The organism is Deltaproteobacteria bacterium (assembly GCA_030654105.1).
In the GTDB taxonomy this organism is placed as follows: Bacteria; Desulfobacterota; SM23-61; order SM23-61; family SM23-61; genus JAHJQK01.
On sequence record JAURYC010000044.1, the window covers coordinates 1 to 19,606 of the forward strand.

Consider the following 19,606-nt stretch of genomic DNA (forward strand, 5'->3'; position numbering starts at 1 on the left):
GGTTGCCAGCAAAGACCAGCGCTATTCCCAGGGAAGTCTCTATTAAAAAAGTAAGAGCATGCAGGATAATGGCATATCCTAAAGCCGCCTCTCTGCTCACCTGAAAGGACATCACTACGAGGAGGACCAGATAATGAAAAGTACCGATGGCCCCTGGGGAAGACGGGATGATCTTGCCGAAGGCGGCAAACACTATTACCATCACCGCGGCCTGAAACGGAAGAAACAGGCCGCAGGCGACCAGAACCAAATAGGCCACACCAAAGGCTATTACCCACATCAACAGAATCGCCGCCGAAGCATAGAAGATGTAGCGGCCGGTGACTACTCGCAAACCCTGAAAGATATTGTTCAGTATCGCTTGGATCTTTTTTTGGAATCGGCCGGGAAGAAATTGCAAAAGCCTGTAGATCCAACCTAAAAATTTTTCTTCCCGCCGCATCACGATGAACAGCATAACGATCATCCCCGTAGCCGCCAGCCCCACCAACATTCCGCTGGTCCGGAGCCAGGGGGGAAGCGACACGAAAGGCAAAAGAATGATAAGGAAGATCGTCAGAATCAGGATATCCAGAAGGTGTTCAACGGCTACGGTGGAAAGGCAGAGGGTTTTGGGAAGCTTCTCCCGCTCCCCCATTAAATAGCCCCGGGCCAATTCTCCCATTTTGGCCGGTAAGAGGTTATTGACCATCAAACCGATGATCAAGACGGTGGTCGTGGAAATCACCCGCAGGTTTTTCTTCGCCGGCAAGAGCAAATACCGCCACCCCGTCCCTTTCAGGAAAAAGCAAGTCAGCTGGCCGGCTATCGCCGGAATGAAAAACAAAAAATTGACTGATTGCAGAGCTGCCCAGAGGGCGTTGAAATCAATTTTTCTTAGGGAAAGGTAGATAGCCGCAGCACTGATAATTAATCCGATAAAAAATTGAAGATGCGTTCGCAGGTTAAAGGCCATCCGGTTTTAAGCCCTTCTTTTCCGCTGGCTCTGGGGAAGCAAGGCGCGGATCTTTTCCATCACCTCTTCCGCCTTAATGGCTTGCATACAATTCGGGGCAACCTCGCAGCTTCTCCGGTAACAGGGCGCGCAAGGAAGAGAAGTAATCATTTTCTCCCCCCTCCCGTAAAGCTCAATCTCCTGGGCGCAGGTTGGCCCAAAAATGGCCACGACTTTTTTCTTCAAAGCGATGGCAATGTGGAGAGCAGTGGTATCACCCGTAACCACCACGTCGCAAAGATTGACCAGGGCAGCGAATTGTCCGAGGGTATTCTCGCAACCCGAGTCGGTAATCGCCCCCTTGGCTTTCCGCAAAATTTTGGCATTGCGTTCTTTTTCCTTGGGCCCGCCCAGAAGGAGAAGGCGGGTTGGGGATTCTTTTTTTAGCTGGCTAATGAGCTGGATGTATCCTGCCACTGTCCAGGCTTTGTTAGCGAAAACCTCCCCGGCTCCGGTGTTCAACCCGACGACCACTTCCCCTTTCTTCAAGCCTATCCGCTTAGAAAAATTTTCGGCGAAAGTGATATCTTCAGGCCATAAACCAAGGAAATATTCATCCTGCTGATAATCCAGATCCGCAATTTCGAAGATCAATTCCGGATAAGTCTTTTTGTTCCGGAAGAATTTCAGTTCATCCGAGAGCCCAAGAAGATAAGCATACTCGGTGGCGCGATTGAGAGGACGGACATTCCCTTCCGGTCCGAGCCCAAAACCTTTCTTTTTTTTCCCCCTGAATTTTGATACTAAGGCAGCACCCCGAGGCTCTTTCTCCAGCCCGATGATCAGGTCAAAGGTTTCCAGCTCTAACGGCAGGAGGGAGGAAAAATCAAAAGGCAAAAGTCGGTCGATGAGGGGAATATTTTTCAAAAGAGGATACACCTCTTTGTCCACAACCCAGGTAATATGACTCTGCGGATGGGCGCGCTTTAACCCGGAGAGCAAAGGCGTGGTACGCAGGACATCCCCGCTGGCCGCCAGCTTAACGATCAGGATACGTTGGCCCATCGGGCTATATTCTTTGCATCCCGGACAGGACCGTTTGAACTTGCAGGGCCGATCGCCGAGGAAATACCGGCAATCCAATCTCCAGGAGTTCATGACGAACTTCGTTCCAATAAAAAATGAAAATTGAATAAATTAATTTGGACGCAGATTTCCACAGATAACCACAGATAATTATTTTTTTGCATTTAATATCCTAATAATCTGTGTTTACCCTGTTAGATAGTAAACATCTAACAGGGTGAATCCGTGTCCAATAAGGAAATTCCTATACTATAAATTTAAAATGTAAATTATCCTTGGAATTCATTTTGCATTTTGCCCTTTTCATTTGGCAATTTGCAATGCTCAGTTTATTTTTTCTTGTCGGGTACCCAGTCAAAATTGTGGAATTGCATGGTAAAGGTTCCTCGCCCCTGGCTCAACGAGCGCAAGTTTGTGGAATAGCCAAACATCTCCCTCAGAGGAACCAAGGCATCCACTACGCTAACTTTTCCTTTCGGCTGAATCTGCTCGATTCGCCCTTTGCGGGCGCTCAAGTCCCCGATGACCTCTCCCAAGAATTCCTCCGGCACGACCACTTCGGCCTTCATGATCGGTTCGAGTAAAACCGGCTGAGCTTTCCGGCAACCTTCCCGAAAAGCCATAGCAGCGGCCACCTGGAAAGCCAAAGGCGTGGATTGAGCCTCGCGGAACGTTCCGCCTAAAAGGTTGATTCGCAAATCCACCATAGGATACCCAGTCACCACACCGTTCATGGTGGATTCTCTGACTCCGGTTTCGATGCTGGGGAAGAACTCTTCGGGAATGGTCCCGTCAGCAGAAGCCCGGCTGAATTCGATCCCTGTATCCCGCGGTCGAGGCTCCATCTGCAGGCGCACATGCCCGAAATGCCACACCCCTTCAATTTCCCTTTCGAACTTTCCTTCCCCTTCCGCGGTCTGGGTGATGGTCTCCCGGTAAACCACTTGGGGCTTGCCTACGTTTACCGCAACGTTGAAATCTTCCCGAAGCCTTCTGACAATTACTTCCAGGTGCAACTCACCCATCCCTGAGATGACGGTTTGTCCCGTGTCCTCATCGAACTTCACTCGAAAGGTAGGATCCTCGTCAACAAGCTTTTGCAGAAAGAAATCCAGTTTCTCCTGTTCGGGCCGGGATTTCGGTTCAATGGCCACCGAGGTAACCGGTTCACAGAAATCGATCCGTTCCAGAGTAATCGGACGGGATTCATCGCAGAGCGTATCTCCTGTGCCTGTTTCTTTTAAACCAGCCGCGGCCACAATGTCCCCCGCCCGGACTTCCGAGATTCTTTCCTTCTTATTGGCATGCATGCGGAAGATGCGGGCCACCCGCTCCCGTTTCCCCTTAGTGGAGTTGTACACATCCTGCTCGGCCCGCAAGACTCCGGAGTAAACCCGGATATAGGTCAGCTTCCTTCCTTCATCGGTAATGATCTTGAAGGCCAGGGCCGCAAAAGGCTCCTGGTCGAGGCTGCGGCGGGTTTCGGGCTGGCCGGTTTGGGGATTGAACCCGGCGACCGGGGGGACGTCCACGGGGGCCGGGAGAAAATCCACGACCGCGTCCAGAAGCGGCTGGATGCCCTTGTTGCGCAGGGCCGCCCCGCAGAGGATGGGCACGAGGTCGAATTTCAGCGTGGCTTCCCGCAAAACGGCTTTGATCTCCCCGGGGGAAATTTCCTGCCCGGACAGATACTTCTCCAGGAGAGGATCGCTCCTCTCAGCCAGGGTTTCCAAAAGCCTATCCCGGTACTTCCGAGCATCGGGAAGAAACTCCGCCGGGATTTCCATCTCCTGAAAGGTGGCCCCCAGCGCCTCCTCGTCCCAGACGATTGCTTTCATTTTGATCAGGTCGATGACCCCCTGAAAGCGTTCTTCGGCTCCCAAGGGAATCTGGATGATGGCGGGGTGAGTCCCCAGCTTCTCCTTCATCGTCTCCACGGACCAGAAAAAGTTAGCCCCTACCCGATCCATTTTATTGATGAAGGTCAACCGGGGGACGCGGTATTTATCCGCTTGGTGCCAGACCGTTTCGGATTGAGGCTCCACTCCGCTCACCGCGTCAAAAATAGCCACGGCCCCATCCAACACCCGCAGGCTCCGTTCCACCTCGATGGTGAAATCCACATGGCCGGGTGTATCGATGATGTGAACTTCGTACCCTTTCCAGGGGCAGTGGGTCACCGCGGACGTGATCGTGATGCCCCGCTCCTGCTCCTGAGGCATCCAGTCCATTACCGCCTCTCCGTTGTGGACCTCGCCCATTTTGTGGGACCGCCCCGTGTAGTAGAGGATGCGCTCGGTAACCGTGGTCTTTCCGGCATCGATGTGGGCCATGATCCCGATGTTGCGAATTCGATTTAACCGACCTTTAGGTGCAGCCATTGTTTTTATTAATTATTCACCGCAGAGCACGCAAAATTTTAAAGACATCGTATGCCACAGAGGTCACCGAGAGCACAGAGAAAGGAAATCAAATAAAGAATCTTAAAAATACTTTTCCCGCATCCGCCTGGAAAGTTCAGCCAGGAGGCCCATGGCTTTTTCCGAATCTTCCACGGACATCAGCCCCATCCCGCAACTGGTCGTAAGCAGGGTTCTTTCCCGCAAAATTTCTGCACTGATTCCCTTGCCGCTCAGTTCACGAAACCCTCTCTCCAGCTTTTCCCTAAGGGCCTCAACCGTTTCCTGCCCCGTGAACTCCACTGTAGGGACAATCCCCCACGCCAAAACACCATGGCGAGAAAGAAAATCATTTAGCGCCTCGGGGTAGAGGGAGAAGCGTTCAAAAAATCCCCAGGCATCGAAATTGATGATGTCCGCCTTTGTCCTCAGGAGTAAGGACCAATCCGTATTCCCGCAGCAGTGCACCCCTACCCAGACGCCCTGAGCCTGAAATTCTTCGATCATTTCATTCAACCGCCCGGTAATGGTTGAAGCATCCACGCTAAAAAACGCCGACCCATAGGCTGATAGTCCTGGTTCATCAATGAAGAGGATAACTTCTTCCGCAATCGTTTTCATCCTTTGGATGATCCATCGGCCCCGCAGCAACAAGCCTTTCATCACGGCATCAAAGACGACCTCATTGTGGATGATGTCTTTCCCGTCATTGTCCTGGATCGACAAACCAAAGGTAATCGGTCCGACGATCTGTCCTTTGAAAAATCGTAAGGGTAAATGTTGATTTTCTTTAAGATATCGCATCATCCCTTCCAGGCCGCCCGCATAGGCCGGCGGAATAGGGTAAGAGTTCGTGTCACCGGTTAAATAAAAATTATAAACCTTTTCTAATTCCCGGGCCTTATCAAGAGTGGTATCGAAAAAAACCTTTCCTTTCTCTTCTTCAACCTTCAAGAAAGGAAGCCCGGGACTGACCTGAATGGTCATACTCTCCAGAAAACTGTGCTCAGGGAGCTGGGGCCAGAAGGGAGTTTGGGGCATGGTCCGGGCAATGAGCGCGCAGGCCCTTGGCACATCGGCATGGGGTAAACTCCCAACTCCTGTGGCCAGAAAGCAGGGCAGGAATCTTTTTTGGTCGTCCCTTTTCATAAAAATATGGGAAACACATTGATTTGTTTTGAAAATTTATAGTAGGAAATTCCACTTGCCTTGTCAAGACAAAACCAGGTTTTTACGTAACCCATCCGGTTTATTTACTTGCGTAAATATTGCAAACCCATTAAAATTTTTCTGATTTCATTCTTCGGGGCCGGCAAGCGGCTGGAGAGGATGTTTCCTTGAAGAGAGAGCAGCGCATACGGGCCCTCAAAGAAAGTGGAAAGTTTGAGGAAGCCGAAAAAGAAATCCAGGAAGGCCTGCGGCAGAACCCAGATCACACCCTGCTCAAGACCAGTCTGGCCGACCTGCACTTGCGCCAGGGTCATCTGGCCGAGGGGAGAATTTTAGCCGAGGAAGTCCTGGCGCATGATCCCCAGCATCCGCAAGCCCTGTCTGTCCTCGGTGATTTTTTTTTAAAGGAACACTTCCCCCACCAAGCTTGGGAGTGCTTCCGGCAAGCCTTTTTTCGCGACCCCAGGCCTTACCTAATCCTCAAAACCGCCCGTGCTCTCAAGGAAATGGGAAATTTCGCAGAGGCCTTGCAGGAACTGGAAAAAGTCCTCGTTGTCCAGCGGGAAAACTTTCCGTTCCTGAAAGAGAAGGCTTTGATTCTCAACCGCATGAAAAAGTTTGACCAGGCCCTGGACTGTTACGAAAAAGTAAAGGATAAGGGTCAAGTGTCAAAAGTGATCCCGTTGCAGGGAAAACTAAACTTGAAAAAAGGAATTTCCTATACAATGAACCTAAAATATTCTGATGAGGCCGGATGAAATCGCCAAGGCCTTTCGAACCGGCAGACGGGGAAGAGCGTTTCCTTCAGGCGCAATCCCTCATGGAGAGGGTCTTCGGCTTCCGGGATTTTCGCCCCGGGCAGGAAGAGATTCTCGAGGTTATTCTTGCGGGCGAGGATACGCTGGTGGTCATGCCTACCGGAGGGGGGAAATCGCTCTGCTACCAGCTGCCGGCCTTGGTCCTGCCCGGCGTGTCCCTGGTCATATCCCCCCTCATCGCCCTGATGAAGGACCAGGTGGATACTTTACGCGTCCGGGAACTTCCGGCCGTCTCCATCCATAGCCTGATGAGCATCGAAGAACAGGAAGAGGTCTTGGAAAAGATCCCCCTGGGAGCTTACAAGATTATCTACGTCTCCCCAGAACGTCTGCGGAACGGCCCGTTCATAAGCGCCCTGAAGAAACAGCCTGTATCGATGGTGGCCGTAGACGAAGCGCACTGCATCTCCGAGTGGGGGCATGATTTCCGACCGGATTATCTGCGGATCGGCCAGGCCCTCGACTGGCTGGGCCGGCCGCAGACCATTGCCCTCACCGCTACAGCGACTGCGAGGGTCCGGGAAGATATCATCACCCAGCTGAAGCTCCGGGCTCCACGGCAGTTTATCACGGGCTTCGACCGGGAGAACCTCTTCTGGGAGGTCTCACCCTTAAGGGGGGCCAAAGAAAAGCTGTCTTTGCTTACCCGGCGGCTGCAAAGCTTTTCCAGTGGGGCAATCGTTTACACGGGAACGCGGAAGAGCGTGGAATCCATCGTCGGCCACATGAGGAACCAGGGAGTTACCGCAGAGGGATATCACGCCGGGATGGAAGATGAAGAACGCATCCGGGTGCAGGAAGAATTTTTAGAAGGCCGCCTGAACCTCATCGTGGCCACCAACGCTTTCGGCATGGGGATCGACCGCTCGGACATCCGCATGGTCATCCACCATCAAATACCGGGAAGCATCGAGTCCTATTATCAAGAATCCGGACGGGCCGGCCGTGACGGTGAGCGGTCCGCCTGCCTTCTTCTTTTCTCGCCGGCAGACCGCCGTCTCCAGGAGTTCTTCATCGAAGCCAGCTATCCCGCCCCGGAAGTTATCCTGGCGGTTCACCGCACGCTGCTGCAGAGGCCGGAAGACATGATCTGGTTGACCTACCGGGAAATCGGAATGCTCTGCCAGCCGCCAGTGGCTGACGTGGCCGTGGCTTCCGTCCTCAAGATCCTGGAAGAGGCGGGGGTGATTCACCGCCTCCATCGGTATGAGAACCGGGCCGAGCTTTATCTGCGGGTCCGGCCGGCAGCCATCCTCCAATCCCTGCCGAAAAAATTTTCCGCCAAAGCGGCTTTTCTGAAGATCCTCCGCGATCATTACACGGATGAAGAGCTGCTGGAAGGAATTCAGTTCCTCCCGGATGAGATGGCCGCCAAAGCCGCCCTTTCCAAAGAGGCTTTCCGGAGATTGATATTGGACCTGGAAGCAAGGGAGGAGGGAGCGTATATTCCCCCTTTCCGGGGAAGGGGCCTCCGTATGCTTTTACGCCTGCCCTCTGCCGAGCTGAAAATTGATTTCCAGAAATTGCAGCTCCGCAAGGCCCACCAGCTGGAAAAGCTGGACCAGATGATGGCTTATGGAACGTCGACCCGTTGCCGCCGGGCCTTCCTCCTTGATTACTTCGGGGACCGCTTTTCCTCCACTGATTGTGGCCGTTGTGACGTCTGCCAGCAGCGCCGGAGGGCGCCCACAGCTGTCCCGAGAGGAATGGACCCCATCTTAGCCGTCAAGATCCTGAGCGGAGTAGCCCGCCTGCAGGGTCGCTTCGGACAGTCCATGGCCGTAAAAATGCTGGCCGGGTCTAAAGACAGTAAGGTCGAACAATTCCGGCTGCACCGCCTTTCCACCTATGGGCTTCTGGCCGAATTCAGTCAAAGCCAGGTTGAGAAGTGGGTTCAGGAACTATTGGCCAACGGATGTCTGATGCAGCACCGCATCGTCATGGGCGGCAAGCCTTACCCAGTCCTTCTCCTTACTCCCCGCGGCAGGGAGGTGATGAAAGGGCAGGAACAGGTTTCCCTTTCCCCGGCCCCCACTGAAATAAAGATCGCCGCTCCAACGGGAATGGAAGAATTCTGCGAAGACCTCTTTGAGGAACTGAGAAAGTCGCGCTTACATTTGGCCCGGAGGGAAAACCTGCCCCCTTACTGCATCTTTCATGACCGCACTTTGCGCGAGATGGCCCGGGACCTTCCCGATTCTCCCGTGAAGATGATGGCCATTGCGGGGGTGGGGGAGATTACTTTCCGGAAGTATGGCCGGCATTTTCTTGACTTGATTTCTTCTTACCTATCCCGGAAAAAGCAAGCGGGTATGGAGGTAGGGCCTTGATGCGGATTGGAGATTTAATCGAAGTCCCGGAGATCAAAACGGTCATTCAGCTCAAAGACCTTCAGGATTCCCATCTGCAGCAGATGATCCTGCACTCCTTCGTAGTCACCGGGGAAGTGCAGGACAGCCTGGAGAGAATTCTGACTTCTTTCAGCCAGCCGGAAGGGCGGGGAGTATTTCTAAAAGGGCATTTCGGCTCGGGCAAGTCTCATTTCCTCAGCATGCTCAGCCTTCTTCTGCGCCATGCGGAGTCCTGGAAGGTCCTCCTGGATCAGGCCCCGTCATTGGAAAATCTCCGGAAAAATCTCCGCTCCCGCCGGTTTCTCGTGGCGGAAATTTCCCTCATCCAGCACCGGTCCACGGAATTCTTAGAGGACATCTTCCTGCCAGAGATTTTCCGTGAACTTTCCGCGCAACTCCACGAGCCCTTTGAAGGGACCGACTCCCGTCAGGGAACCTTCGCGAAAATCCAGAAGACCTTGCGGGATCTGGATTTTTCGGGAATGGTCCTGCTGGTGGATGAGCTCTCCGAGTTTCTCCGCTCCAAGACCGCTACCCCCTGCGCATCAGCCTGGGGCGCTCGCACATCGAAGAACTGGTTTCCCACCGCCTCAAGCCTCTTTTTTCCGAACATCGGGGCATCGTGGATTTCATCCACTACCGGCTGAAAGGGGATACGGAGCGCGGAATTCCCTCCTCCGCAGCGGCTTAGTCCTACTCCGTCAGATCGACGAGATTCCCCTGGCCGAAGCCGAAAGGCTGGCGGAAGAATGGAAGCGGGCAGAGGAAGACTTTTTCCTGGTGGTGGGCACAGTAAAAAACACTTCGCAAAATACCTCTTGACCCTATTCCCTTTTTTTAATAGATTCTAATCCCATTGTTTGTTTCCACCAAGGGTGGGTGGGAGGGACGAATTATCATTGTAGTTTTTGATTTGGGGGAGGAAGGTCCATGAGCCAAGAAACACAGAAAGAAGAAATAACCGTGACTCAGTTTCTGGATGCGGTAGCCAGCGGAAGCGCAACGCCAGGCGGAGGGAGCGTCTCCGCCCTGGCCGGATGCCTGGGATCAGCTCTGGTGGAAATGGTTGTCAATCTGACCTTAGGGAAAAAGGCTTACGAGGCTCACGAAGCTGAGTTAAAGAAGATCCGCGAAGAGGTTTACTCCCACCGTCAGTCCCTGGTTGCCACCATCGAAAAAGATATTGCGGCCTACCAGGAAGTAATGAAGGCCTACCTTCTCCCCAAGACGAGTGAAGAGGAAAAAAGGAAACGCAAGGAAGAAATCCAAAAAGCCTTAAAAAAAGCGGCGGATCCTCCCCTCTTTACCGCCGCCACCAGCCTGAAAGTAATGAAACTTTGCCAGGAGGCACTGGAAAAAGGAAACCCCAACGCAGCCAGTGATGCGGCCGTTGGAGCGCTCATGGCGGATGCCGCATTATGCGGCGGGGTGTTCAACGTCCTGATCAACCTCTCCGCCCTGGATGATAAAAAATACGTGGAAAAGATGAAAAAGGAGCTTCGCAGGCTTCAGCGGGAAGGAGAAAAGATCAAAGAGCAAATCATGTCGCTGGTGAATGCCAAGATCAATTCCCAATGAAACACCCACGCTATGCGCATAGCGCAATTGACTTTAACCAGGGATACTACCGGCGAAAAGAGGAAAGAAGTAATTTCCCCGGTGGGGAGGATCTCTTGGCGAATATAGAAGACTGTAAATCTATTATTAGGGAAAAGCCGGATTTTCGGTGTGTGATCTACGACTGTGATGGGGTTTTGTTTGACTCCCTTGAGTCCAATAGAAAGTTGTACAACGATTTTTGCCTCCAGTTTGGCAGACCTCCTCTCACAGACGAAGAATTAAAATTTGTTCATACCCACACGGTTTTTGAAGCCCTCCATTTCATCTTGCGCCATGACCTCCAGCAGGAAAAAGCGGCTTTAGATTTCTGGAAACAGATCGATATTACCGCATATCTTGATTACCTAAAGATGGAACCTCATTTGTTGGAAACTCTGGATTTCCTGAAGGACCACGGAATCATCCGGGCAATCTGCACCAGCCGTTCAACGACCATGAAACGTATCATGGAAAAGTTTCACCTTTGGTCCTACTTCGACATGGTAGTTACCGCCCTCGACGTAAAAAACCCCAAGCCCCATCCGGAGGCAATCGATAAAATCATTGAAGCCTTCCATCTGGATCGGAAAAAAACGATTATGGTAGGGGATTCCTCCAGCGACCAGCAAGCAGCGGAATCGGCAGGGATCTTTTTTGCGGCTTACAAAAACAAAGAAATCGCCGGCGATTTCTTCATTGATGACCATCGCAGGCTCATTGAGGTCCTTTCTTCCCCCTAATCGGCCGGACCAGCAAATCAGCTCCGTTTATTACTCATTTTCTTCGCGGATGTTCCCTGGTTTTTTCCGGGGGCTGGAATGGATCTTGGGACCTCACCTCTCTCCCATTAACCCATTTTCAAGTTCTGCCCGCAATGGGGGCAAATTGGGGGGTCACCTTCATAGCCTTGTCCGCAATAAAAACAAGAAGTCATTGAGGGAGGTGTTTGAGTTCCTCCGGCTTGGGCCAAAAGCCTCTCTCTCCTTTTACGAGCAATGAGGTAAAGAGGAAGGAAAATGATCAAAACTAAAAATACCCCGACCGCCCAGAGAAGACCCTTCCCAACGCTGTACCCTCGCTTCTGCGAGTCGTAAAAAACCCAGAGGGCAACGAGGAGATTAATGAAAGGGATTAAATATCTCACAACAACCTCCGACCTTTTAGGCTTTCAGCGATCAGCGGTCAGCTTTCAAACAAAAGGATTCCAGGATTCCAGGGTTCAAGGACCAACTCCTACCTCCTGAGCCGGTAAGTAAGGGTTGCTTCCGCCCAACTCTCCGGATCAAGCCGGTTGAGCTTTTTTACCAGGTCGCTGATCATCCCGGTGGATTTGGCGTCATAGATTTGAAACATTCCCTCCCGGAATCCCAGAGGAATTAAATCTTCTTTTTCCTGGGTGGCAATGATTTTAATTCTTTCTTCCGCAACGGTCTGGGGGTAGTTGGGCAGAAAGCGAGCCTGCAGTTGAATCCGGCTTCCGGGCTCCGGAAATTCATATATTTTTCCTTTAGAAATAAAATTTTGGTTGTTCAACGAATTGGGAAAAAGAAGGGTTACCGAGCCATCCGCGGCGATCGAGAAGATGTAGATATAACAGTCACGGTTGACCTGACAGAAAATTTTGACTTCTTCTCCCTCTTTTAGGTCCGTTTTAGAAAGCGCGGGCTTAATCAGCAACCCTCCCTCTTTCTCCGGGAAAACGGGCCTGATCAGGGCTTTGACTTTCACTTGGTAAATATTTTTCTCTTTACTATCCCATCCCTCTTCCAGAACTTCCAACTTCTCAATATGCCCCCGGACAGAGGCAAAAATGAGGTCTTCCACCAGCTGGCTGTTGGAAACCAGGGTGTGAGCTTTGATGAAAGTTCCTTTCGCCTTTTCCAGAGCTCTGGCTCCCGCTTCCTTTCGTGCCCGCTCGCGAACCTCGCGCAGCGTATCATTGTCTCCGAGATAGGCTCGTCCCACTTCTTCGACCCAGACCGGCTGCTCTTGAGCAAAGGCGGGAAGAGGTTCTAATAAATTCCCTACTAATAGAGACAACAATAATTTTAAATAAAGCGATTTCCTTCCCATCGATTCTTTTTCTTTCAATAAAGCTCTCCGAATTTTCCGGCTTCTATCTTTCCCTCGAAGAAAGCCTCCAGGGTTTTGGAGCGGATGGGGCTTTTCAGTTCATCGAGGGCACGACTCAGCTGTTCGGGAGTGATCAGCCCATTCTCGAAAGCGCCCTTCAGCTTGGCTCTGCCCGTCTCCACGTCTATGAACTTCGCCTTTTCCCAATTCCTGGCTACTGGAAAATTCCCCTGTCCCGATACTTGCGGTATTTGTTCCACTCCCTTTAACTTTCTGGCCACCCGGGGGACATTTTCCCGGATATAAGTTACCAAATCATTGCTTTGAATCCAGGCATCCTTGCTGGCTTTGCCCTTCAACCCTTCGATGAGAAAGTGAGAAAAGATGCCGCCTTTTAACTCTTTTTCATCTTCCCAGGACTGCTGGTTCATCGCCGAGGAAGTGAGGATAATTTTTCCCGTGGCTTTGGGCTTCAGCAAATCTGCGGTCAGCAACATGCCAACCAGCGGCTTCCCTCCCTTAGGGACAATGGATTTGCCGCCTCCGGAAAAACACGCATCCAGCGCCACAAAAACTTTGGCAGGAGATTTTTCCACCAGGTCCTGAAGATAGGATATCTTGATGCTTGTTTCCTCCAGGGAATCGGGGTCGGTGATGATGGCATCGCTGGGAACCAGAAGACCATCTACCAGCTTATCTTCTTTTGTTTTAGGGGCGCCATGCCCGGAATAATAAACATATACATACCCATCCCAGTTTCTGATTTTGCGCAGGGCAGCCACGATTTCATTCCTGGTGGCTTTCTCATTTAAAAGCAAAAACGCGTTCTCTTGGGCCACTCCTCCGAATCTGGGATTGGTGAGGATATCATAAATCCTCCGGGCATCTTGCGAAGCAAAGAGTAAAGGGGGAATATCCTTCCGCTGCTCATAGTCAATCCCGATGACGATCGCGTGGGTATCGTTGCGCAGCGGAGGAAGCTTTTCGGTCGTCGGGGGAATATCCCTGGGTTCACTTTTGGCGGCTATGGCTGCCGGTCTTTCTTTTTTCTTGCTTAATATGGAGGCCACGACCGGAATGGCCTCCATAAGCGGTTCGGCAGAAGCTACCGGAAGAAAAATATCTCTCTCCCTTCCTTCCCGCAGTATTCTGACGGTCGCTTTTGAACCGGGAGAGAGGCGGATTGTTTTCTTTACAAATTCATTTACCTCGTGTACTCCTATCTCATTGATACGCAGCATTACATCCCCGGGAAGGATTCCTGAATTTTCCGCCGGCCCTCCCGGGACGAATCTTACAACTTCCACACCGCTAACCGCCCCTTTTTTATAATTCCTTACTTCCAAGCCGACCATCCCGCCACCCCCGCGAGCTTCCCAGGCTTTTTCTTTATTGCCAAAGGTATAATGGATGATAGCCAAATCATGGTTGACATTGTAATCCAGTACTTCTTTGGCCTTGCGGATGAGACTGACGGCTGTTTCCCCGTCCCCCAAACCTAAGTAGGCGTATGCTTTTCCTCGGAGTGAATCCTGCAAAATAAAATGGTTGTCCGCTATGCGGGGGTCCAAATTTGCATTCACCCCGTTGAAGTCCTCGATGGCTTCCCGATATTGGCCTTTAAATAAATGAGCATAGCCCCGCCCCCAGAACGTATTGGGGTCATTATGATTCACCTCCAAAGCACGATTAAAATCTTCAACTGCCTGGTCATAACTCTTCATGCGATAATAACACCAGCCACGGGAACGCAAGGCCAGGAATTTCTTTGGGTCTAACTCCAAAACTTTATTGAGGTCGGCCATCGCCTGGTGAAACTCACTTTCCTCCAGGTAAGACCAACCCCGGCCTATGAGGGCATCCTGATCCTTTTGATTAATTCCGATCGCTTGGCTAAAATCACGAATAGCCAGGTCATAAACTTTTTTTCGATAATGGGTCCAGCCCCGCCCCTTCAATGAATCGTAGTACTGAGGATTTATTTTTAAAGCTTGGTGAAAATATTTCAGCCCTTCATCGTAATCCTTCTTCCAATAATAGCACCAGCCCAGGAAACTATGGCTGGATATCCATTGCTCTCCGATAGGTTTCAGCTCAACCACTTTTTTAAAAGCGGTAATGGCGTCATCGTATCGTCCCTGGCGAAATTGAGCCACCCCCAGCCAATACCATCCAGGAGCATAATGAGGATTGGATTCAATGCTCTGCCTGGCCTGCTTAATGGCTTCATCATGCTGTCCTCTCTCGGTAGAACTTTTTGCGGAAAGGGTATAACTTACGGACCTATCGGTGGCGCAGCCATTCAGCCACCCTGCGGCCAAAAGGAAGAAAGCAAACCCCGCCAAAAAAATCCCAGTTCTTACAATCTTCTTTTTCATGGCCGACCTCGCCTTTGAGTTAGAGGGTTCAAGGATTCAAGGGGTGCAGGAGAAATTATCATACCAGGCCAGATTATTTTTGATGAGTTCCGGGATGGGTAATTGATAAGGGCAACGGGGCAGGCAATCCCCGCACTCGGTGCAATTCCGGGCCTTCTCCGTCAACCCTTTGATCCAGGATATCTCATCCGGGCTGCCGAACCTCCTGATGACCGATTTTAAACCCATCATGAGCTGAATGTTAATCCCTTCCGAGCAGGGCTGACAATAATCACAGCGGCGGCAGAACTGACGGTCGAATTGCTGCCTCACTTGTTGAATGCGAGCCTGGTCATCTTCGCTGAGAGGATGGACCGCGGTAAAAATCTTCCAATTCTCCTGGGCCATGGTCATGGTCTCCATCCCCGGAATGGGTATGATATCCGGCGTGGAAAGAACAAACCGCAAAGCCAGGCCAGCGTCCTCGATCACACCGCCAGAGAACGGCTTCATGGTGAGAATACCGACATCCTTTGCTCTGGCTAAGGGGAAAACCTTCTTGGCCGCCTCTGGCTCGAGGAAGCTGTAGCAGGCCATGATCACATCAAAATGATCTTCCTGCAGAACCTTTTCCAAAAGATCCAGGCTGTGGCTGGTGAGCCCGATATGATCGATCAGCCCTTCAGCTTTCGCGCGTTTCAGTCCTTCGTAGGCTCCCCCCGGCTCCATTACCTTCTGATAATCTTCGACCTTGGAGACGTTGTGCAGGTGGTAGATATTTATTTTTTGGGCTTGCAATTGCCTTAAACTTTCCTGAACCTCTTCGTAAATCTTTTCCGAGCGAACAGGGGATTTCGAAGAAAGGATGACGGGCTTATTCGCTTTCTTAAGTGCCAATCCGATCCGGTACTCACTGTTGGTATAGCCGCGGGCCGTATCCAGAAGATCCACACCCATTTCCACCACTGCCTGGACCACCTCAATGGCTTCCTGCTCACTCACCCGCTGAAGGGGAATCCCGCCGCATCCCATTTTCTTCACTCTCAAGTTCGTCCTACCCAGCCTGACTTTTTCCATTCATTCCTCCATTAATTTATAAGGACGCAGATTGCCGCCGATAAACGCAGATAAAAATCCCGTATGATTAAAAATAGGGTGGACAACTGAAGGTTGGCAATCTTCTTTATCGGGTTTATCGGGCCCAACTTACCTTGAAAATACAATATGGCCAGAATGATGAGGATTCCGATTACGGCAAAAAGAACTGTGCGCCCTAAGCTGGAGGAAGGATGGATGGCTTTTCCAAGAGAAGGTGCCGAAGGAATTGAGACCGCTGGTTGGGAAGGGAGTTGGGGTGAGGAAGAGCTGACCGGTGCAGGGGTGGCCGGCATTTCCATCAAAATGGTTCCGAGAGTGATTTGTTCTTTTCTTACCCCCTCGAGCAGGAGGCTGGCTTGCTGCCCGGCTGTAGCTTCTTCCACCAGACGCCGGGAAACCTCGATCCCAACCACCAAAGCGCTCGCCCATTGCCCATCCGTCCCCAGGAATCCGATCTCTTCGCCCACGGAGACTGACCCGCTTTCGACCTTACCGGTAACTACGACACCTCGCCCGGGAAGGGAATAGACTTTTTCAGCAATGAATCGGAAACTTTTCTCCATGTTCCTGCTTCCTCTCTAAAAGGTCGTGGGTTCAAAGGATTTAGGAACAACACCATCACGGAACGTGGAATACTGAAGGGAAGTAAAAAATCCGCAATCCGCAATCCGCAATCCGCAATCAATTGAACCCTTGAATCCTCGACCCCTTTATTGTTAACCTGTTTCTACCGTAACACAGGTCATCGTGCGAGCAATTCCCTCCACCCCCCGAATTTTGGAGAGGATCACGTCGCCCAACTCTTGGAGAGTTTTGGCTTCCATCAAGAGGATGATATCAAATGGCCCGGTTACCGTATGGGCTAACTTCACTCCTTTAAGCTTGGTCAGGGTTTCAAAAGCACCCTTGGTCTTGTCCGCTTCGGTGCGGATCAACACAAATGCGGAAACAGACATATTCCCTCCTCGATAAAGCAGTTATTTGTTAAATTTCTTTAAAATAAAAATCCTGAAAATCTGGGTTTCCCCTGTTAGATAGTAAACATCTAACAGGGTGAATCTGCGTCCAATAAATTAAACGGTTACAATCGGCTCATATTCCCCGAACGCGCCGCGAAGAACATCACAAATCTCCCCCAGAGTACAATAAGCCCGCACGGAATCCAGGATGGGGACCATCAAATTGCCATTTCCTTTGGCCAACTCCTTCAACCCCGCTAAGGATGCCTCTACCCGCTGGCGGTTGCGAGATGCCCGGAGCTCCGCAAGCTTCTTCACTTGCACTTCCCGCACCTTCGGGTCAACTTTCAATAGTCCCTTGACGGGTGGCTCTTGGATTTGAAATTTGTTTACGCCTACCAGAATCTTTTTCCCGAGCTCAATTTCCTTTTGATACCGGTAGGAGCTTTCCTGGATCTCCTGCTGGATGTATCCCTTTTCAATCGCGGCTACTGCTCCCCCCATCTGGTCGACCTTGGCAATATATTCGCTGGCCCGTTTCTCGATCTCGTCGGTCAGGGTTTCTACGAAATATGAACCCCCCATAGGATCAACTGTGTCCGCTACTCCGGATTCGTGCGCGATGATCTGCTGCGTGCGTAGGGAAAGGCGCACAGATTCTTCCGTAGGTAAGGCCATGGCTTCATCATAGGAGCAGACCGCTAACGATTGGCATCCGCCTAAAACTGCGGCCATGGCCTGGAAAGTCGTGCGGATCAAATTATTCAGCGGTTGTTGGGCTGTAAGGGTACATCCACCGGTCTGGGTATGGAAGCGCAACATCCAGGAACGCGGGTCCTTAGCCTTAAATCTCTCTTTCATGATCTTGGCCCAAAGTCTTCGGGCGGCCCGGAATTTGGCCACTTCCTCCAGAAAGTTGATGTGCGTATTGAAAATCCAGGAAACCCGCGGCGCGAAATCATCGATGTCTAACCCGGCTTTCACCCCTGCTTCCAGGTAAGCGATGGCGATGGAAAAGGCAAAGGCCACTTCCTGGACGGCCGTTGACCCTGCTTCCCTCAGGTGGTAGGCCCCTACGCTGATGGAGTTCCACTGCGGTACTTCCCGGGAACAGTATTCGAAGATATTGGTGATCAGCCTCATCGAGGGCTGAGGAGGAAAGATGTAGGTGCCTCTGGCCACATATTCCTTGAGTACGTCATTTTGGGTTGTTCCCCGCAGATCAGCCGGCTTGATTCCTTGTTTTTCGGCCACGACGACGTACATGGCCAGAAGGACAGCCGCTGTGGCGTTGATGGTCATAGAAGTGCTCACCTTGTCCAAGGGAATCCCGTCCAAAAGGACTTCCATGTCAGCCAGGGAATTGATGGCCACCCCCACTTTCCCTACCTCCCCCTGGGAAAGGGGATGATCAGAGTCGTAGCCGATCTGGGTCGGCAGGTCAAAAGCAACGGAAAGGCCGGTTTGCCCCTGCTCTAACAGGTATTTAAATCGGCGGTTGGACTCCTCTGCCGTGGCGAACCCGGAGTATTGGCGCATGGACCAAACCCGTCCCCGGTACATGGTAGGCTGAATGCCGCGGGTAAAGGGGTACTCGCCCGCGAAACCAAGATCTTTCAGGTAATCGAATTGGGGAATTTCCGCCGGGGTATAAAGGATCTGGGTATCCATCCCCGAGGTGCTTTGGATCTTTTCCGGTGTCTTCTTCAAACATCGGGCTTCCCACTTTTCCTTCTCTTCCAATATTTTCTCTTTCATCTCGCCGTATTCCTCCGTCTCTGTAACCCTTTGACTTAACCTCTCAACACCAGGGCGCAATTTTTTCTTAATTTTGACGATATATTAAACCACGGGCAGAAAAATTACAAGGGCCAACGATGGCTTGCCAGCTTCACGTCAAAATTTTTCTTTCTTCTGATAGCCTCGGCGCAAGGGAAAAGATATAGAAAGATCCCTGCGCTCATGAAGACGAGCGCCTGACCCTTGTGCCCGGGAATCGTTGGCAAGCCAACGGTTAAAGCGAAGGCCATAAATGAGGAGACTCGAAAGATTCTCCCGGGGAGCAACGAAGAGTTAAATTTTCAGGTAGATCAAGCCAAGGATAAAGAAAAAAATTAGGGCCAGAAACACGCCGATGCCGATGGGCCGTCTGTACAACTTTTCATCATAGGCCCTTCCTCTTTTCTTGATTTCTTTGAACTGCGATTTCAGGGCATCGATCTCATGCTTGGAGGTAGGGGCAAATCCCTCGAGGATTTTCAACTGAATAAATGTAGCGGCTGTTTCCGTCAACCAGAGGGGATTGCGACTGAATTGCACGGTGGAATTGACCACCCGCTGCACGCGCTCCTGCATTCGTAAACGAGCGTGGTTTAACACAGCTTCGCAAAACCAGAGGAGGAAACGGGCACCCCAGCGATAAAAATAATCGAAATCCAAAGCCACTCCGGGGTGAGGAGCAAATTGCCTTTTGGCCAGAATGAACACCAGCCCGGCCAGCAGAAAGAGCTGGACCACACCGAGTACATGGTAGGGAGCATACGCGTGGTATTCCACCGGGGAAAACGGCAGCAGACCGTAGAGACTCTGCGGGTAAACCCCGATGAACACACACAAAAAGGCCGTCAGAACCATGGCCAGCTGCATGGGGAAAGGAACTTCATGAGCCTCCAGGGTCTCGTTTTTGGCAAAAAAGGTGAAATAGCAAAGCTTCACGAATGAAAGGAATGTTCCGACCGAGGCTAAGAGCAGCATACCTTCTA

At 51.4% G+C, this 19,606-nt stretch carries 16 protein-coding genes; 5 read left to right on the plus strand and 11 right to left on the minus strand.

What is annotated here, in order from left to right; genetic code table 11:
- From Q7V48_01835 to Q7V48_01850, 4 genes are all read right to left on the minus strand, one after another.
- The coding region (locus tag Q7V48_01835; protein ID MDO9209479.1) for a lysylphosphatidylglycerol synthase transmembrane domain-containing protein at window positions 1-955 on the minus strand (955 nt) is incomplete at its 3' end.
- A 6-nt stretch (window positions 956-961) separates the two neighbouring features.
- A complete protein-coding gene (locus Q7V48_01840) occupies window positions 962-2,092 on the minus strand; it encodes a glycosyltransferase family 9 protein (GenBank protein ID MDO9209480.1) in 1,131 nt (376 codons plus the stop codon).
- A 257-nt stretch (window positions 2,093-2,349) separates the two neighbouring features.
- Window positions 2,350-4,401: an elongation factor G gene (gene fusA, locus Q7V48_01845; GenBank protein ID MDO9209481.1), complete on the minus strand. Its 2,052-nt coding sequence runs from the start codon at window positions 4,399-4,401 to the stop codon at window positions 2,350-2,352.
- Between the two features lie 102 nt (window positions 4,402-4,503).
- A complete protein-coding gene (locus Q7V48_01850) occupies window positions 4,504-5,568 on the minus strand; it encodes a methionine synthase (GenBank protein MDO9209482.1) in 1,065 nt (354 codons plus the stop codon).
- Window positions 5,569-5,756: 188 nt separating this feature from the next.
- Here Q7V48_01850 and Q7V48_01855 point away from each other — a divergent pair, with 188 nt between their 5' ends.
- From Q7V48_01855 to Q7V48_01875, 5 genes are all read left to right on the plus strand, one after another.
- Complete coding sequence (locus Q7V48_01855; protein ID MDO9209483.1) at window positions 5,757-6,347, plus strand: tetratricopeptide repeat protein; 591 nt, start codon at window positions 5,757-5,759, stop codon at window positions 6,345-6,347.
- Window positions 6,344-8,737 carry a RecQ family ATP-dependent DNA helicase gene (locus tag Q7V48_01860; GenBank protein MDO9209484.1) on the plus strand — a complete coding sequence of 798 codons (2,394 nt, stop codon included), beginning with the start codon at window positions 6,344-6,346 and terminating at the stop codon, window positions 8,735-8,737. Before Q7V48_01855 ends, Q7V48_01860 begins: the two co-directional genes overlap by 4 nt.
- A complete protein-coding gene (locus tag Q7V48_01865; protein MDO9209485.1) occupies window positions 8,737-9,405 on the plus strand; it encodes a DUF6079 family protein in 669 nt (222 codons plus the stop codon). The genes Q7V48_01860 and Q7V48_01865 overlap by 1 nt, the downstream gene beginning before the upstream one ends.
- Window positions 9,406-9,688: 283 nt before the next feature.
- Entirely contained in the window at window positions 9,689-10,336 is a 648-nt protein-coding gene (locus tag Q7V48_01870) for a cyclodeaminase/cyclohydrolase family protein (protein MDO9209486.1), read from the plus strand.
- A 95-nt stretch (window positions 10,337-10,431) separates the two neighbouring features.
- Window positions 10,432-11,097, plus strand: coding sequence for an HAD-IA family hydrolase (locus tag Q7V48_01875; protein MDO9209487.1), 666 nt, complete (start codon window positions 10,432-10,434; stop codon window positions 11,095-11,097).
- 493 nt (window positions 11,098-11,590) lie between these two features.
- Here the strand turns inward: Q7V48_01875 and Q7V48_01880 are convergent, their stop codons facing one another.
- From Q7V48_01880 to Q7V48_01910, 7 genes are all read right to left on the minus strand, one after another.
- Window positions 11,591-12,448, minus strand: coding sequence for a DUF4384 domain-containing protein (locus Q7V48_01880; GenBank protein ID MDO9209488.1), 858 nt, complete (start codon window positions 12,446-12,448; stop codon window positions 11,591-11,593).
- Window positions 12,445-14,808: a tetratricopeptide repeat protein gene (locus tag Q7V48_01885; protein MDO9209489.1), complete on the minus strand. Its 2,364-nt coding sequence runs from the start codon at window positions 14,806-14,808 to the stop codon at window positions 12,445-12,447. Before Q7V48_01885 ends, Q7V48_01880 begins: the two co-directional genes overlap by 4 nt.
- A 36-nt stretch (window positions 14,809-14,844) precedes the next feature.
- Window positions 14,845-15,864, minus strand: a complete 1,020-nt coding sequence (locus tag Q7V48_01890; protein ID MDO9209490.1) for an aldo/keto reductase — start codon at window positions 15,862-15,864, stop codon at window positions 14,845-14,847.
- An 11-nt stretch (window positions 15,865-15,875) separates the two neighbouring features.
- Window positions 15,876-16,448: a hypothetical protein gene (locus tag Q7V48_01895; GenBank protein ID MDO9209491.1), complete on the minus strand. Its 573-nt coding sequence runs from the start codon at window positions 16,446-16,448 to the stop codon at window positions 15,876-15,878.
- 153 nt (window positions 16,449-16,601) lie between these two features.
- Window positions 16,602-16,841, minus strand: coding sequence for an Lrp/AsnC ligand binding domain-containing protein (locus tag Q7V48_01900; protein MDO9209492.1), 240 nt, complete (start codon window positions 16,839-16,841; stop codon window positions 16,602-16,604).
- A gap of 117 nt (window positions 16,842-16,958) precedes the next feature.
- Window positions 16,959-18,602, minus strand: coding sequence for a methylmalonyl-CoA mutase family protein (locus Q7V48_01905; protein ID MDO9209493.1), 1,644 nt, complete (start codon window positions 18,600-18,602; stop codon window positions 16,959-16,961).
- A 315-nt stretch (window positions 18,603-18,917) separates the two neighbouring features.
- Window positions 18,918-19,606 (minus strand): hypothetical protein (locus tag Q7V48_01910; GenBank protein ID MDO9209494.1); only part of this gene is annotated, 689 nt, incomplete at its 5' end.

Coding starts and splice junctions, on each gene's coding strand:
- Q7V48_01840 (MDO9209480.1), bottom strand. CDS start 2,092: ATGAACTCCTGGAGATTGGATTGCCGGTATTTCCTCGGCGATCGGCCC.
- fusA (MDO9209481.1), bottom strand. CDS start 4,401: ATGGCTGCACCTAAAGGTCGGTTAAATCGAATTCGCAACATCGGGATC.
- Q7V48_01850 (MDO9209482.1), bottom strand. CDS start 5,568: ATGAAAAGGGACGACCAAAAAAGATTCCTGCCCTGCTTTCTGGCCACA.
- Q7V48_01860 (MDO9209484.1), top strand. CDS start 6,344: ATGAAATCGCCAAGGCCTTTCGAACCGGCAGACGGGGAAGAGCGTTTC.
- Q7V48_01865 (MDO9209485.1), top strand. CDS start 8,737: ATGCGGATTGGAGATTTAATCGAAGTCCCGGAGATCAAAACGGTCATT.
- Q7V48_01870 (MDO9209486.1), top strand. CDS start 9,689: ATGAGCCAAGAAACACAGAAAGAAGAAATAACCGTGACTCAGTTTCTG.
- Q7V48_01885 (MDO9209489.1), bottom strand. CDS start 14,808: ATGAAAAAGAAGATTGTAAGAACTGGGATTTTTTTGGCGGGGTTTGCT.
- Q7V48_01890 (MDO9209490.1), bottom strand. CDS start 15,864: ATGGAAAAAGTCAGGCTGGGTAGGACGAACTTGAGAGTGAAGAAAATG.
- Q7V48_01895 (MDO9209491.1), bottom strand. CDS start 16,448: ATGGAGAAAAGTTTCCGATTCATTGCTGAAAAAGTCTATTCCCTTCCC.
- Q7V48_01900 (MDO9209492.1), bottom strand. CDS start 16,841: ATGTCTGTTTCCGCATTTGTGTTGATCCGCACCGAAGCGGACAAGACC.
- Q7V48_01905 (MDO9209493.1), bottom strand. CDS start 18,602: ATGAAAGAGAAAATATTGGAAGAGAAGGAAAAGTGGGAAGCCCGATGT.